This is a genomic window from Frondihabitans peucedani (genome assembly GCF_039537585.1).
Classification (GTDB): domain Bacteria; phylum Actinomycetota; class Actinomycetes; order Actinomycetales; family Microbacteriaceae; genus Frondihabitans; species Frondihabitans peucedani.
In genome coordinates this window covers 2,071,075-2,086,064 of sequence record NZ_BAABAU010000001.1, presented here as the reverse complement: position 1 = coordinate 2,086,064, position 14,990 = coordinate 2,071,075, and the positions used below count along the sequence as shown (strand labels likewise).

The 14,990-nt window shown below is 71.4% G+C and carries 17 protein-coding genes; 7 read left to right on the top strand and 10 right to left on the bottom strand.

Annotated elements, in window-relative coordinates:
- Nucleotides 1-31 precede the first annotated feature (31 nt).
- A complete protein-coding gene (locus ABD733_RS09700) occupies nt 32-685 on the top strand; it encodes a CGNR zinc finger domain-containing protein (protein ID WP_344795451.1) in 654 nt (217 codons plus the stop codon).
- A gap of 452 nt (nt 686-1,137) precedes the next feature.
- Here ABD733_RS09700 and ABD733_RS09695 read toward each other — a convergent pair whose 3' ends face one another.
- The 8 genes from ABD733_RS09695 to ABD733_RS09660 all read right to left on the bottom strand — a co-directional run bounded on the left by ABD733_RS09695 (nt 1,138) and on the right by ABD733_RS09660 (nt 7,932).
- Nucleotides 1,138-1,905, bottom strand: a complete 768-nt coding sequence (locus ABD733_RS09695; protein ID WP_344795449.1) for an ABC transporter ATP-binding protein — start codon at nt 1,903-1,905, stop codon at nt 1,138-1,140.
- A complete protein-coding gene (locus tag ABD733_RS09690) occupies nt 1,902-2,750 on the bottom strand; it encodes an ATP-binding cassette domain-containing protein (RefSeq protein WP_344795447.1) in 849 nt (282 codons plus the stop codon). The genes ABD733_RS09695 and ABD733_RS09690 overlap by 4 nt, the downstream gene beginning before the upstream one ends.
- Nucleotides 2,747-3,619 (bottom strand): ABC transporter permease, encoded by an 873-nt coding sequence (locus ABD733_RS09685; RefSeq protein WP_344795445.1) that lies wholly within the window; start codon nt 3,617-3,619, stop codon nt 2,747-2,749. The genes ABD733_RS09690 and ABD733_RS09685 overlap by 4 nt, the downstream gene beginning before the upstream one ends.
- Entirely contained in the window at nt 3,616-4,614 is a 999-nt protein-coding gene (locus ABD733_RS09680; RefSeq protein ID WP_344795443.1) for an ABC transporter permease, read from the bottom strand. Before ABD733_RS09680 ends, ABD733_RS09685 begins: the two co-directional genes overlap by 4 nt.
- A 15-nt stretch (nt 4,615-4,629) precedes the next feature.
- Nucleotides 4,630-6,126, bottom strand: a complete 1,497-nt coding sequence (locus tag ABD733_RS09675) for an ABC transporter substrate-binding protein (RefSeq protein ID WP_344795441.1) — start codon at nt 6,124-6,126, stop codon at nt 4,630-4,632.
- A gap of 17 nt (nt 6,127-6,143) precedes the next feature.
- On the bottom strand, nt 6,144-6,932 hold the full coding sequence (locus ABD733_RS09670; protein ID WP_344795439.1) for a DUF1684 domain-containing protein: 789 nt from the start codon (nt 6,930-6,932) through the stop codon (nt 6,144-6,146).
- Nucleotides 6,933-7,028: 96 nt separating this feature from the next.
- Nucleotides 7,029-7,322: a DUF427 domain-containing protein gene (locus ABD733_RS09665; protein ID WP_344795437.1), complete on the bottom strand. Its 294-nt coding sequence runs from the start codon at nt 7,320-7,322 to the stop codon at nt 7,029-7,031.
- A 34-nt stretch (nt 7,323-7,356) separates the two neighbouring features.
- Nucleotides 7,357-7,932, bottom strand: coding sequence for a hypothetical protein (locus ABD733_RS09660; RefSeq protein WP_344795435.1), 576 nt, complete (start codon nt 7,930-7,932; stop codon nt 7,357-7,359).
- A gap of 40 nt (nt 7,933-7,972) precedes the next feature.
- On the opposite strand from ABD733_RS09660, the gene ABD733_RS09655 reads away from it, so the two are divergent.
- Nucleotides 7,973-8,455 (top strand): hypothetical protein, encoded by a 483-nt coding sequence (locus tag ABD733_RS09655; protein ID WP_344795433.1) that lies wholly within the window; start codon nt 7,973-7,975, stop codon nt 8,453-8,455.
- A gap of 141 nt (nt 8,456-8,596) precedes the next feature.
- Nucleotides 8,597-9,238, top strand: a complete 642-nt coding sequence (locus tag ABD733_RS09650; RefSeq protein ID WP_344795431.1) for a DUF1684 domain-containing protein — start codon at nt 8,597-8,599, stop codon at nt 9,236-9,238.
- Here ABD733_RS09650 and ABD733_RS09645 read toward each other — a convergent pair.
- Nucleotides 9,232-9,828: a hypothetical protein gene (locus tag ABD733_RS09645; protein ID WP_344795429.1), complete on the bottom strand. Its 597-nt coding sequence runs from the start codon at nt 9,826-9,828 to the stop codon at nt 9,232-9,234. The genes ABD733_RS09650 and ABD733_RS09645 overlap by 7 nt on opposite strands.
- 293 nt (nt 9,829-10,121) lie before the next feature.
- Here ABD733_RS09645 and ABD733_RS09640 point away from each other — a divergent pair, with 293 nt between their 5' ends.
- The 3 genes from ABD733_RS09640 (at nt 10,122) to ABD733_RS09630 (ending at nt 13,488) form a co-directional block, all read left to right on the top strand.
- Nucleotides 10,122-11,894, top strand: a complete 1,773-nt coding sequence (locus ABD733_RS09640) for a DEAD/DEAH box helicase (protein WP_344795427.1) — start codon at nt 10,122-10,124, stop codon at nt 11,892-11,894.
- A 160-nt stretch (nt 11,895-12,054) separates the two neighbouring features.
- Nucleotides 12,055-13,020: an alpha/beta hydrolase gene (locus ABD733_RS09635; protein WP_344795425.1), complete on the top strand. Its 966-nt coding sequence runs from the start codon at nt 12,055-12,057 to the stop codon at nt 13,018-13,020.
- 117 nt (nt 13,021-13,137) lie between these two features.
- On the top strand, nt 13,138-13,488 hold the full coding sequence (locus ABD733_RS09630; protein WP_344795423.1) for a cupin domain-containing protein: 351 nt from the start codon (nt 13,138-13,140) through the stop codon (nt 13,486-13,488).
- 7 nt (nt 13,489-13,495) lie between these two features.
- On the opposite strand, the gene ABD733_RS09625 is transcribed toward ABD733_RS09630, so the two are convergent.
- Nucleotides 13,496-13,951: a MarR family winged helix-turn-helix transcriptional regulator gene (locus ABD733_RS09625; RefSeq protein WP_344795421.1), complete on the bottom strand. Its 456-nt coding sequence runs from the start codon at nt 13,949-13,951 to the stop codon at nt 13,496-13,498.
- Nucleotides 13,952-14,086: 135 nt separating this feature from the next.
- Between ABD733_RS09625 and ABD733_RS09620 the strand changes: the two genes are divergently transcribed.
- On the top strand, nt 14,087-14,962 hold the full coding sequence (locus ABD733_RS09620) for a cyclase family protein (RefSeq protein ID WP_344795419.1): 876 nt from the start codon (nt 14,087-14,089) through the stop codon (nt 14,960-14,962).
- The last annotated feature ends 28 nt before the right edge of the window (nt 14,963-14,990 follow it).

The following is a 14,990-nucleotide window of genomic DNA, read 5'->3' as shown; positions in this document are numbered from 1 at the left end:
CGCCGGTGCTCATCCCCGCTAGGGTGGTTACATGGCTGACGGCAACTGGTTCCGCTCCGACTCCGGGGTGCGCTGGTTCTTCGACGCGGGCTCCGCCTCGCTCGACTTCGCCTACCTCGGCGGATTCCCGACCGACAGCTTCGGCCCCGCCAGCGGACTGCCCGGCTCCGGCTGGGACGGCCTCGCGGGCCCCGCCGACCTCGGCGACTGGCTGGCGGAGCGCTACCCCGGCCTCGGCTCGGCCCCGACCGACCGCGAGCTCCTCGACGCGCGCGGCCTCCGCGACGCGATCGCCCGCCTGGCCGAGAACGCGGCCGACGGTCACGCGCCCGACGCCCGCGACGTCGACCTCGTGAACCTCTTCGCCGCCACCCCCGACGTCCCGCCGTCGCTCGCGGGCGGCAGCCGTCAGGCCGGTGCCGGGCGCCTTCGCGTGAGCCAGGCGATGTCGTCGATCGCCCGCGACGCCGTGGCGCTCTTCGCGTCGGTCGGGTTCCTGGGCGAGGACGACCGCAGGATCAAGCGGTGCGCGGCCCCCGACTGCCGGCTCGTCTTCCACGACGACTCGCGCGCGTCGTCCCGCCGGTGGTGCTCGATGCAGAAGTGCGGCAACCGGGCGAAGGTGCGGGCGCACCGGGCTCGGGCGGCGGGCGCAGGAGCGGGCGGCGGGTCGGGCTCCGCCTGATCCTGCGCGCCTGAGCGGGTCTGCCGGCGGCACGTGCGTCTGGTCTTGCGTCTGCTGGCGTGTGCGTGCCGTGCATATGGACGGAGATCCTGCGTCGTGCGGGGTTTTACCGTGCATATGGACGGAGATCCTGCGTCGCGCGGGGTTCTGCGTACATATGGACGGAGATTCTCGAATCCGCGCGCGTTTCACGCGGATCGGAGGGGCATCGGGCGAGAATCTCCGTCCATATGTTCACCCCCGGGCCCAGAACCCGCACCCGGCACAGTCGCGCGCCCGACGAACGTGCATATGGACGGAGATCCTCGAATCTCCGCCCACGTCATGCGGATCGGAGAGGCATCGGGCGAGAATCTCCGTCCATATGTACGCAAGAGCCCCAGAACCAGGCACACAAGCATAAGAACAAGAACAAGAACAAGCACGAGCCCAAAGCCCGCACCACCCAGCACCTACCCCCGACGCGGCAGCCGCGGCACCGCGGCGAGCAGCTTCCGCGTGTACGGGTGCTCCGGCGCAGCGAGGAGCTCGGCGGTCGGCCCCTGCTCCACGACGCGGCCGCGCTCGAGCACGAGGGTCCGCTCGCAGAGGGCGGCGACCGTCCCGAGGTCGTGCGACACGACGACGACGGTCAGCCCGCCGGCCGAGAGCGACGACAGCAGGTCGACGATCCGCACCCGGGTCGAGAGGTCGAGGGCGCTGACGGGCTCGTCGGCCACGAGGAGCTCGGGCCGCGGAACGATGGCGCGAGCGATGGCGATCCGCTGCCGCTGCCCGCCGGAGAACTCGTGCGGGTAGCGCTCGGCCGCGTCGGCGGGCAGCCCGACGGCCTCGAGAGCTTCAGCGACGCGGGTGCGCACGCCCTCCGCCGACGACTCGAGCCGCAGGGATCGGAGCGGCTCCGAGACGATCCTGCCGACCCGCTGCCTCGGATCGAGCGACGAGTACGGGTCTTGGAACACCGCCTGCGCGAACGTCCGGTGCCTCCGCAGGGCGGCGCGGTCGGCCGCGTCGAACGGGATCCCGCCGGTCGCGAGGGTCCCGGACGTGGGCCGGGCGAGCCCGAGCAGCAGTCGCAGCAGCGTCGTCTTGCCGGCGCCTGACTCGCCGACGATGCCGAGGTTCTGCCCGCGCTCGACCGTGAACGAGACGCCCTCGAGCGCAGGATCGCGCCGGTACGTGAACCCGAGGTCGCGCGCCTCGAGGAGCGGGGCCGTCACGAGAGCCTCCGCGGGTCGTCGAGGGCGTCGTCGAGCACCCGGGCGCCCGCGATGAGCTGCGCCGTGTAGTCGGAGGTGACCGATCCGCCGCCGGAACCCTGCGCCGCGATGAGCTCGCGGAGGGATCCGCGGTCGACGACCCGCCCGTTCTGCAGCACGACGACGTCGTCGGCGACGCGCGACACGACGGCGAGGTCGTGGCTGATGAAGAGAAGCGCCATGCCGCGGTCGGCGACGAGGCGGTCGAGCAGGTCGAGGACCTCCGCCTGCACGCTCACGTCGAGCGCGGTCGTCGGCTCGTCGGCGATCAGGAGCCTCGGCTGCGCCGCGAGGGCGGTGGCGATGGCGACCCGCTGCCGTTGGCCGCCCGAGATCTCGTGCGGGAACGCGTTCGCGATCCGCGCAGGATCCGGTAGCCGCACCTCGCGCAGAGCCTCGAGCACCCGCTCCTGCACCTCCGCCTTCCCGAGCTGCTCCGATCGCCGTCGGGCGAAGCGCCGGACCGGCTCCGCCACCTGCCGACCGACGCGCATGAGCGGGTCGAGCGCGGTCAGCGGCTCCTGGAAGACGATGGCGGCCTCGCTGCCGCGGACGGAGATCCGGTCGCGCTCCGCCGAGCCGATCATCTCGGTGCCGGAGACGGTGATCGAGCCGGACGGCATGAGGCCCGAGGGCAGCAGGCCCAGGATCGCGAGCGCGGTCAGCGACTTGCCGCTGCCGGACTCGCCGATGAGTCCGAGGCGCCGGCCCGCCTCGATCTCGAAGGACAGGTCGTCGACGAGAGTCGCCCCCTCGGGTCCGGAGCCGGCCCGGACGCTCAGCCCGCGCACCGCCACGACGCTCACGAGCGCCCCCTCCTCGTCGGGTCGCCGATGTCGCGGAGACCGTCGGCCACGAGGTTGACCCCGATGACGAGTACGACCAGCAGGATGCCGGGGGCGACCGCTCCGATCGGGGCGACGAGCACGGTGCCCTGCGCCTGCTGCAGGATGCTCCCCCACGACGCGTTCGGCGGCGGACTGCCGAGACCGAGGTACGAGAGGCTGGCCTCCGCGAGAACGGCCAGTCCGAACTGCAGCGCGAGGTTGACGACGACGGTCGGCCAGATGTTGGGCAGCACGTGCTGGAGGACGAGGCCCGGCCACCGCGTGCCGGAGACCCGGGCCGCGGTGATGAAGTCGAGGGACAGCACCCGCTTGGCGAGGATGCGGGTGAGCCGGGCGACGACGGCGCTCATCGCCAGCCCGATCGCCAGGATCGCCGACCCGAGCGAGGCCCCGCTGGCCGCCACGACGAGCATCGCGACGAGCAGGGTCGGGAACGCGATCAGCACGTCGAGCAGGGCCGAGAGGCTGTCGTCGAGCCACCGCTGGGCGAACGCCGCGGCGAGGCCGAGGGCGACGCCGATCACGCCGCCGAGCAGGACCGAGCCGGCGCCGACCTCGAGCGCGATGCGCGCGCCGATCATGAGCTGCGTGAGGAGGTCGCGGCCGAGCTTGTCGGTGCCGGCCCAGTGGGCCGCGGAGGGCCGCGCCAGGCGTGCCCCGGAGATGTCGGACGGCGCGTACGGCAGCCAGAAGAACGAGACGAGCGCGGTCACCAGGATCACCCCGACCAGCACTCCCCCCACGAGGAGGGTGGCCGAGCGCCGACCGGCCGACCTCGGCCGCCGGTCAGCCCTGAGCACGGGCGTGCTCGCCGCATCGCCGCTCACGGCCGCACCGCCTCGACGGCCCCCGCTGCGCCGCGCCGGTTCCCGCTCACCGTGGCCCGGAGCCGCGGGTCGACGAGGCGCTGTGCGAGGTCGGCGAGGAAGCCGACGATCAGGACCGCGAACGTGCTGACGAACAGGATCCCCTGGATGTCGGGGTAGTCGTGCTGCGCGATCGACGTCAGGAGCATGCTGCCGAGCCCGGGCAGGGCGAAGACGCTCTCGACGACCACCGCTCCGAGGAACGTCGTCGCGAGCTCGATGCCGAGGATCGAGATCACCGGGACGGAGGCGTTCCGGAGGCCGTGCCGCCACATCGCCTCGGCGAAGCCGGCGCCGAGGGCTCTCGACGAGCGCAGGTAGTCGCTCCCGAGGACGTCGAGGACCGCGCTCCGCACGTAGCGGGTGATCGAGGCGGCCATGACGAGGGCGACCGTCAGGACCGGCAGGGCCAGCGACTGCAGGGCGGCGCCGGGGTCGGACCAGTCGTCTTGAGGGAAGCCGCCGGCGGGGAGGACCTTGAGCGTGAGCGCGAAGAACGACACGAGCAGGACGCCGATCCAGAAGACCGGCACCGCGATCCCGAGCTGCGAGACGGCGGAGAGCAGGATGCCGTACCAGCGGTCGGCCCGGTGCGCTGCGATGAAGCCGACCGGCACCGCGATGAGCACGGCGAGGACGAACGCCATCAGGGTCAGCGGCACCGTGACCACGAGTCGCGAGGCGATCTCGGGGCCGACCGCGAGGCCGGAGATGTACGAGGTCCCGAGGTCGAGCCGGGCGAGCTGCCCGAACCAGCGGAAGAACTGCACGACGAGCGGCAGGTTCTCACCCACGTGCTCGCGCGCGGCCTGGATCTGCTCCTTCGTCGCTCCGACCGACAGCAGGGCGTTCGCAGGATCGCCGGGAAGCAGACGGAGCAGGACGAACAGCACGATCGACGCCAGCACCAGGGTGATGACGAGGAACGCGAGGCGCCGCAGCAGGTAGGAGAGCATCGAGAGCGGGCGGGCCTACTTCTTCACGATGTCGTAGGCGTAGAACTGCGAGTTCAACCCGTTGACCGGGTAGCCGGACAGCTTCGACGACGCGACGACGATCTGCGGGTAGAGGTAGAGCCAGTCGGACGCCGCGTCTTCGGCTATCTGCGTGTTGACCTTCTTGAGGAGGTCGGTCTGCTCGGTGGTCGTCTGAGCCTTCTCGGCGTCGTTCACCCAGCCGGTCACCTTCGGGTTGTCGTAGCCCCAGTAGAAGTCGGGGTTGCCGTAGAAGACCACGTCGCGGTCGTTGACGTGCTCCTGCATCGTCGCCTGGAAGTCGTGCGCCTGGTAGACCTTCGAGTACCAGGTGTCGGGCGTGATGATGTTGATCTTCACCGTGATGCCGACCTTCGCGAGGTCGCTCTTGATGATCTGGGCGGCCGCGGGGTGCGGGTCGTAGTTCGGCGTGTCGAGCGTGAAGGTGAAGCCCTTCGCGTATCCGGCCTGGGCGAGCTCCTTCTTCGCCAGCGAGACGTCGTACGGGTTCACCTTCGTGAGGTTCTCGTACCAGGGGTCGGTCGGCGGCACCATCGAGCCGATCAGGGTGCCGTAGTCGCCCCAGATCGACTTCAGGAGCTTCTTGTTGTCGATGGCGGAGGTGACGGCCTTCCGCACCTCGACCTTGTCGAAGGGGGCGACCTTGTCGTTGAAGGCCAGCAGGAGCTTCGTCGTCGACTTGCCGTCGGTGACGCGGTAGGACGAGTTGCCGGTGAACTGGCTGAGCGCGTCGGGGCTCTGCTCGCTGGTCACGACGTCGACGGCGTTCGTGAGGAGGGCGTTGTTCAGCGCGGTCGCGTCGGAGTAGTAGTGGAACACGACGCCGGCGTTCTTCGCGGCGGTGCCCCAGTACTTCGAGTAGCGGGTGAGGCTGAGCGAGGAGCCGTGCTTCCAGGTGTCGAGCTCGTACGGACCGGTGCCGTCCTCGGTGGTCTTGAGGTTCTTCGCGGCGTGGTCGATGATCCACACGTAGCTGAGGTTGTAGGGCAGCGAGATCGAGCGGCTCGACAGGTGCACGACGACCGTCGACGCATCGGGCGTGTCGATGCTCTCGATGGGAGCGAGGCTCGACTTTCGGGCCGACTGCGAGTCGTCGGCGGTGACCTTCTCGATGGAGTCCTTGACGTCGGCCGACGTGAGCTTCGCGCCGGAGTGGAACGTCACGCCCGGGCGGAGGGTGAACGTGTACGTGAGGCCGTCGGACGACTTCGTGTACTTCGAGGCGAGGAGGTTCTCGACCTTGCCCTCGTCGGTCAGCCGGAAGAGCCCCTCGTAGACGTTGCCGTTGAGGGCCTCGGTGACGCCCTGCCCGCCGCCGGCCGTGTTGTCGAGGTTCTGCGGCTCGTAGACCGAGCCGATGTTGATGGTCGCGGCGGACGGCTTGCCGCCCGACTCCGACGCGCCCGAGCAGCCGGCGAGCGCCAGCGCTGCGGTGAGGGCGACGCCGACGGCGAGACCGAGTTTCTTCTTCACGGGGTGGTGCTCCTGGATCAGTGGATGCTGAAGCCGGGGCTGAGCACGAGGTCGCGCTCGCCGGCGGTGACGGGGATGCGGAATCGGTTCTGCGCGGGCGGCAGCGGGCAGTTGTACTGCTCCGAGAAGCCGCACGGCGGGACGAAGGCCTTGTTGAAGTCGAGGACGACGTGGCCCGCGTCGGTGAACCCGGCGGCGGTGCCGGTGCCGTCTGCAGCTGCGTCTTCGGCGAGGGAGGGCCGCTCGACGAACAGGAAGCGGCCGGACCCGTAGGTCGCGAGGTCGGGGTCGTCGGAGCCGTTCGTGGGGTCGCCGAAGACGAGGAGCAGGACGCCGCCGTCGTCGAAGGCGCTGAGGCGGTAGTCGACGCCGTCGCGGCTGAACGTGATGTCGCCCGGCACGACGAGGTCGCGGGACGAGCCGTTGTCGCGGATGTGCTCGAAGGGGATCGTCCGGTCGCCGGCGACCGGGGTGAACTCGGCGTCGATGACCCAGGCGGGGTCGAAGTCGAACAGCGAGATGGTCTCGAAGTGCTGGATCGCGGGCGACGCGGAATCCCACAGCCGGATGCCGTGCTCGGGCCGGCCGGTGTCGAGGTCGCTGCGTGTCAGGCGGGTGACCGTCACGGTCGACGGCTGGCCGGCGAGGGCCTCGGCGTCGCTCAGCTCGGTGCCCTCGGGCAGCCAGCGCGTCTCGATGAGCGCTAGGTCGCCCTGCGGGGCGGTGACCCGGGCGAGGCGTGCTTCGCGCCAGGCGTCGCGCGTGGCGGCGGCGTTCTCGACGGACGGGGTGGGCGTTTCTGGCATGTCTCGATGATTTCGCTAGGACGGCGCCCTGCCTAATCCGCATTACGGACTGTGAACAGGACGCCGTCGTCGATGGGGGTGGGGAGGAGAGCCGGTCTACTCGGTGACCGACACCTCTTTCCAGAAGGCCACGTAGTTCGAGAAGTCCTTGCCGACGCGGTCGAACGCGGTCGGGTAGGGGGTGGGGTAGCTCCAGGCGCGATCCTGCAGGCCGTTCACCGAGAAGTACTGGCACTCGCCCTTCCACGGGCAGGTGTACGGGGTGTCGGTCTTCTCGAGGAGGGCGTCGTTGACGCTCGCCGGCGGGAAGTACCAGTTGCCCTCGATCTTGATCAGGTCGCTCTCGGGGGCCTCGGCCACCACGGTTCCGTCGGACAGGACTGCCTTCATGATTCCTCCACAGGTTGATCTGGAGAGGCGAACGCTACGCCGGAGCGCTCCATTCCCGCAGGATGCTCGCCCTCGTCGGGTGCTCCCGACGCTGCGTCGACGCGTCGGGCACCCCGCCTCCGAGTCGCGCAGCCGACGCGGACGCCGTGAGCAGGTGCCCGGACGCCTTCTGCAGCGCCCGCCAGGCGGCGCAGGCGACAGCCGCCTCCGGGCTCGAGAAGTCGATGCCGAGCTCGGCGAGCGCGTCGACGACGGCGCCGGCCGCGAGGTGGTCCTCGACCGTCGTGCGGAAGCCGTCGTCGTCGAGCGATCCTGCACCGACGATCGCGACGATGCACCGGTCGCCGAGCGCGTTCTGGAGCCGCAGGATCCTGCCCGCTGCATCCCCGGCCGAGACCGATGTCGCGCACAGCACCTCCGGCGCCCCGCCGTCGGCCAGCGTGGACTCGGCGCACGCCTGCGCCACGGCGGCGGCGACCTGGGCGGCCGAGGCTGCTCCGTGGCCGTCGAGCTCGTCGACCACGACGACGGCGTGCGCGTCGAGCCCGATCCTGCGCGCTCCCGCCTCGCCCCAGTCGAGTCGGACCTGATAGCGCTGTTGGTCGGGCATTCCTCCAGGGTAGGCGACCGTCCGGGTGCACACTGTCCCCATGCACGTGCAGCTGAAGCTCACCCTCGCCGCCTCGCCCGACACGGTCCGCGACGCCCTCGCGAACCCCGAGGTCATGGTGGCGGTGACCCGGCCGATCGTCGTCTACCGCTCCGAGGAGCCGGGGGGCTTCCCTCGCCGGTGGGACGACACGGCTCGTCGCGTCAGCGCGCGAATCCTCGGGGTCCTGCCGCTCGGACGCACCCACGTCGACCTCCGCTGGTACGAGGTCGGCGACGCCGTCGTGCAGGAGGACACCGGCCGCGGCATCGACGGCTCGTTCTCGATCATGCGGATCCGGCACCGGATGGCGGTGTCGAAGGCGCCGCTGTCGTCGGGCCTCCCTCGCGGCACGCTGCTGCGCGACCGCCTCGAGTTCCACGCCGGCGTCTTCACGCCGTTCCTCTGGCCGGGCCTCTGGCTGATGTGGCAGTGGCGCGGCTTCCGGATGAGGCAGCTCGCACCGACCTGGACGAAGCGCTAGCCCGCCGGGCGCGGTCTCTCGCGACACCCATTCCGGCCGCACACGCGCGTGACAACACGTGTTGCGAGCCGGACTGCGCGGTTCGAGGCCGCCGACTCCGCCGAGGACCGCAAGCGCAGCCGCCCCGAGTAGCGTGTGGCCGTGACCGCCACCAGCTCTGACAGCGCCCGGTACGCCCTCGACATCGCGTCGTGGCGCCGCACCATCCACGACACCTACCGCGCCGTGCGCGAGTCGACCGACCTCGAGGCAGCCCACGACCTGTGGCGCCGCACTCGCGACGACCTGTTCGCGAACCACCCGTCGACCCCGGTCATGGAGCAGGATCGCGCCGACTTCACCGGCCTCCCGACCCGGCCGTACGACGCCGCCTGGCGCTTCGAGGTCGCGATCGAGCCCACCGAGGAGCACCGGATGATCGTCCCGACCGGCACCGACGGCGACGTGCCGTTCGACCGGGTCGGGCTCGTCGACGTGCCCGGCGTCGGGACCCTCGACGTCTGGCGCCTCGCCTCGTACGGCGGCGGCCTGTTCGTGCCGGTCCGCGACGCGCTCGCCGGGAAGCACGGCGGCACCTACGGCGGCGGCCGGTACCTCCTCGACACGGTGAAGGGCGCCGACCTCGGCCCCGGATCGGAGCCGGGCACGATCGTCCTCGACTTCAACTTCGCCTACAACCCGAGCTGCGCCTACGACCCCGCGTGGGCCTGTCCGCTCGCTCAGCCGGGCAACACGGTCGCCGTCGAGATCCCCGTCGGAGAGCGCTACTTCGGCAGCTACTGACCCGGCGACGGCAGCCCCAACGCGCCCGGCGCCGCCGAGGGCAGCCCGGCCGTGCCCGGCACCGCCGACGGCAGCCCGGCCGTGTAGCAGGCGACGCGGGCCTCGACGATCCAGCGCGCGCCCTCGCGCGACGCCGTCAGCACGAGCTGCTGCGACCTCGGCAGGGTGGCGACGAGCCTCCCGGTCGACCCCGGGCCGTCGGGCGGGTCGGTGCGGGTGACGAGACCGTGCGCCTGCCACTCCCGCCGGATGTCGCCGCGCAGGATCCTGCGCCCGTCACCCTCGCCGGAGGCCGCCGGCACGCTCCCGCTCCACGCCACCGTCGTGCCCGCGGACTCCGGGATCTGCCGCTGGTCGTCGAACTCGGCCTCGAGCGCACCGCACCGCGCAGGATCGGGCGCAGCGACGCTGACGGTCCAGGCGCCGGCGGGTGCCACGGCGCGGACGGCGTCGCCGACGGTCGCTCGGACCGACGACCAGGGCGACGGCTGTGCAGCGCCCGGCGGCCCTGCCGACGCGCAGCCGGCCAGCAGCGGAGCGACCAGCAGCACGACGACCGCCACGGCCGGACTGATATGTGATGTACGCATTCCCCCCAGCCTAGACGAGCCCCGGGGGTCGTCGTGTAGACTTGAACCACTTGCGAGTCGACCAGATCGACTCCCTGCGTCGTAGTACGCCCCTCACATCCCCCGGTTCCACGCCTGACTGTGCTCGTCACGGATCAGCGCGTGTGTGACAGACCGGGTCGCGAAGCTCACTCTGCGGCGAAACGATCGAGCACGACTGCTCCTTCGCCACATCTCGAGTCCGGTGCGTCGTCGCCCGTCGTACTTCGACGGGGCTGCGCCCTGCGACTCGGACCGATGCCCGGAAGGCACCAGTGACTGACACTCTCACCACCCCCCTGAACGACGACACCGACGCCCAGGCCGAGGGCACCACCTTCGCCTCGCTCGGCGTCCCGGCACCAATCGTCAAGGCCCTCGCGGCCGACGGCAAAGACACCGCGTTCCCGATCCAGATCGACACCCTCCCCGACACCCTCGCCGGCCGCGACGTCCTCGGACGCGGCAAGACCGGCTCCGGCAAGACCCTCGCGTTCTCGATCCCGATGGCTGCCCGCCTCGGCGGCAAGCTCGCCGGCGGCAAGCGCCGCCCGGGCCGTCCGCTCGGCCTCGTGCTCGCCCCGACCCGCGAGCTGGCCACCCAGATCGACGCCGTCCTGGCGCCGATGGCCGCGGCCTACGGCATGAACACCACCACGATCTTCGGCGGCGTCTCGCAGAACCGCCAGGTCCAGGCCCTCAAGCAGGGCGTCGACATCATCGTCGCCTGCCCCGGCCGCCTGGAAGACCTCATGAAGCAGGGCTTCGTGAAGCTCGACGCGATCGAGATCACCGTGCTCGACGAGGCCGACCACATGGCCGACCTGGGCTTCCTGCCCGGCGTCACGCGCATCCTGAAGTCCACCCCGGAGAACGGCCAGCGCCTGCTGTTCAGCGCGACCCTCGACAACGGGGTCGACAAGCTGGTGCGCCAGTTCCTGCACAACGAGGTCCTGCACTCGGTCGACGAGGCCAACTCCCCCGTCGCCAAGATGACCCACCACGTCTTCGAGACCGAGTCGGTCGACTCGAAGAAGGCGCTCATCGAGAAGCTGGCGTCCGGCAAGGGCCGCCGCATCCTGTTCATGCGCACCAAGCACCACGCGAAGAAGCTCGCCAAGCAGCTGACCGAGTCGGGCATCCCGTCGGTCGACCTGCACGGCAACCTCTCGCAGCCCCAGCGCGACCGCAACCTCGCCGCCTTCCAAGACGGCACGGCCCGCGTCCTCGTCGCCACCGACGTCGCCGCCCGAGGCGTGCACGTCGACGACATCGAGCTCGTCATCCACGTCGACCCGCCGACCGAGCACAAGGCCTACCTGCACCGCTCCGGCCGCACCGCCCGTGCCGGCGCCGAGGGCGACGTGGTCACCCTCGTCATCCCGAGCCAGCGTCGCGACGTCGCTCAGATGATGAAGAAGGCCGGCATCTCCGCCACCGTCACGGCTGTGAAGCCCGACTCCCGCGAGGTGAACGCCCTCGTCGGCGAGGTCGCCGCGTACGTGAAGCCCGCTCCGAAGTCGGAGCGCGCCGAGCAGCACCAGGGCGGCGGCCGCTCGCAGGGCGCCAACGCCCAGCGCAAGCGCGCCGCTCGTCAGACCGCCGACGGCTCGCCGATCGCCCGCAAGGACCGCTCGGGCCGTCCCCCCGTCGCGTCGGCTCCCGCCGGCGAGGGCAGGGGCGCAGGATCGGCCGGGCGCGGCCAGCGTGCAGGCGCCGGTGCCGGTCGCGGCGGAGCCTCCGCAGGGCGCGGCCGTGGCGGCCGCCAGGGCGCTCCCCGCTCCGGCAGCGAGACCTTCTACTCCACCGAGTCGGGCCGCTCGGCCGCTCCGGTCCGCGACGACCGTCCCGTCCGTGACGACCGTCCGGCTCGCGACAACAACCGCTCGGGTGTGCGCAACGACCAGGCGGCCTTCGCCGCCGAGCAGGGCGAGCGTCGTCAGGGTGGCTCGCGCCGCGCCTCCTCCGCCGGCGGTCGCCCGTCGTCGCTGAAGGTCGGCAGCCTCGTCCGCGGCTCCGCCCCCAAGGCCGGCGGTCGCGGCCGCTAGGTCGCACAGCCCCTCGAAGGCCCCCGGGTTCTGCACCGTTCCGCTCCGGCGGGGCGGGCGCCGAACCCGGGGGCCTTCGCCGTCCCCGGCCGATCCGGTGTCAACCCCCGACGCGCGAGCGCTGAGGAGTGTTGGCTGGAGTGCGACGAAGGGACTCTCCATGGCCGACCGCCAGTTCATCCTCGAGTCGGGGCGCCGCCTCGGTCTCTCCGCCTTCGGCGATCCTGTCGCCCGTCGCCTGGTGGTGCTCTGCCACCCCACGCCCGGAGCAGGCGGCTTCGACCCCGACCCCCTGGTGACCGGGCCCTGGGGCGTCCACCTGCTGCAGCTCGACCGCCCCGGCTACGGCGTCTCGTCGGAGCTGGGCGAGCAGGACGACGTCTCCGTCGAGGCCCGCGCCGACGATCTCGCCGAGTACATCACCCGCTCGGAGAGCACCGCGAAAGAGACGCAGCGCGTCGACTTCGGCGCCGTCGGCGTGGTCGGCTGGGGCACCGGCGGGTCCGTCGCGCTGTCGCTGGCCGCGCGTCATCCTGACCTGGTCGACCGGGTCACCGTCGTCGGGACCTCCGCACCGCGCCGCCGCAAGCCCGTCGACCCCGACTCCTACGCGGCCGAGTTCTGGGACATCGGCCGCGCCCGCACCGTCGACGACGCGGTCCAGGCGCTCGACGCCCTGTCGGTCGACGACCTCGCGGCGCTCGGCATCGCCACCGACGATCCTGCGCTGACCTCCGGCACCGAGATCGAGCAGGCAGGGCTCCGCACCCGGATCGCGCGCATGCTCGAGGAGGCGTCCCTCCACGGCAACCTCGGGATCGCCACCGACCTGCTCGCGCTCCGCGACCACGGCTGGGCGGACGATCTCGGCAGGATCACCGCGTCGGTCCAGCTCGTCTACGGCGCCGACGACCCGGTCGCCGAAGTCAGCGACGGCCACTGGTTCGCCAAGCGCATCCCCGACTCCCGCGTGATCCGCGTGGAGAACGCCGGTCGGCTCGCGATCGCGGCCGAGTGGGGCAGGATCCTGGAGCACGTCGCCCCCGATCACGGCGGCATCGGCGAGGCGGAGAACACGCACTCCGACCAGCAGCGCGAGGGCCAGGTCGACTCGCACCGGAGCTGATCCGCAGCTGGTGCGTCTCAGGACTCCGGCAGGTCCAGGCGGGACCCACGCTGGTCTCGCTGGCGGGGCGCCGGCTGTTCCGCGACGGGGCACGAGGGATCGTGGCAGGCTGCGGGGATGACCGACTCCCCCGTCTCGCGAGCGACGCTTCTGGACCAGGACCTCGGGCTGGAGACCAGCGTGTCTCACGTCGAGGTCCGCCGCATCACCATCGCGGCCGGAACCAGCGGAGGAGCTCATACGCACAACGGTCCGGTCTTCGGCACCATCGAGAGCGGCTCGGTCGTCTTCCAGACAGGCATGCAGCCCGAAGTGGTCCTGAGAGCGGGCGACGTCTTCTACGAGCCCGCCGGGGTCGTCGTCTCGAAGTTCGACACGACGGACGAGCCCGTGGTGTTCCTGGGCTACTTCCTCCTCGGCGACGGCGTGACGCCAGAGATCGAGTTCACTGCCTCCGACGCCGGGTAGCGACCTGTCAGTCGATCGGGCCGGCTGCTTCCGCACCGCGGATCACGGTGACCAGCAGCGCGTTCAGCTGAGCGCTCTGCGACGCGTCCAGTCCGAGGGCGCTGAGGTCGTTCGTCGCCAGGGCCACGGCCTGCGCAGTGTCCAGCGCAGCCTGGCCGGCCGGGGTGATGGCTGCCGGGTTCTTCCGGCCGCGGACGCGGACGCCCACCCTCTGGATGAGGCCGCGTCGCTCCATTCCGTCGAGCACGTCGGACATGGTCTGGGGGCGGACGAAGACGGCCCGCGCGATCTCTGCCGATGTCAGGTGCGCGCCGTCGGCCAGGCAGGAGAGCACGCCGAACTGCACCAGGCTCATGTCGAGCTCGGCCATGCCCGCGGTGATCTGGGAGCCGATGATGCGTGCGACCTTCACCGCGTTCCAGCCGAGGACCGAGTCGAGACCGGTCGTTCCGTCGTCGTCCACAGTGGTCTCCTCCTCGGCAGACGCTAAAAGCAGGTTCCTGCTTTTAACGGTAAGGTGCAGGAACCTGCTTCTGCAGGTCCTCTCCGGAGTGTGCACCATTCACCCGCGCATCGTCGAATCGACAGGAAAGACACCATGACCGCATCCTCCTATCCCGACAACCGAGGACGATGGGGCGCCGACGACGAACTCGGCACCCTGAACCTGATCGACGACGCCGCGAGGGCGCGCGCCGCCGAGGAGGTCCGCGTCGGCAGGAGCGTGTCGCTGGCGCTGCCCGTGGAGCCGGCGTCGATGCTCGGGGGGCCGTTCGCCCCGCCGTCCCCGCCGTCGCCCCCGGTGCAGCAGGCACTGCTCTACACCGGCACACCGCCCATGGGAATGTCGGAGGTGCTCGTGGTGACGCCGCACCACCCGGCACTGACGCACATCGACGCGGTCGCCCACATGCCCATCGACGGCACGGTCTACCCCGGACGCTCGCTCACGGACGCGGTCACGTCCGGAGGGGTGCCGCACGGCTCGACGACCGCGTTCGCTGCGGGCATCGTCACACGCGGCATCCTGCTCGACCTGGCGCCCGGAGACCGTCTGCGGTCCGCGCATCCGATCACCTCAGCAGACCTCGCCGCGGCAGCGGAGCGCTCCGGGGTCGAGGTCCTGCCCGGCGACGCCGTGGTCGTGCGGAGCGGCTGGGGGTTCAGCTGGGATGCCGAGGCCCAGGCCCCGGGCATGACCGTCGACGCGGTGTCGTGGATGCACGACCGGGGCGTCTCCCTCTACGGCGGCGACGTCAGCGACTCCTTCCCACCGAGCGATCCTGCGATGCCCATGCCGATGCACATGGTGGGTCTGGCACGCCTCGGCATGCCCCTCATCGACAGTGTCGCGACGGAGGAGCTCGCCGAGACCTGCGCGGAGCTGGGTCGACACGCCTTCCTGCTCAGCGTCGCACCGCCCCGCCTGCACGGCCTCACCGGCGTCCCGGTCAACCCGCAGGCGATCTTCTGATCCGACGCCGCCGGGCGAGCGCAGCCGG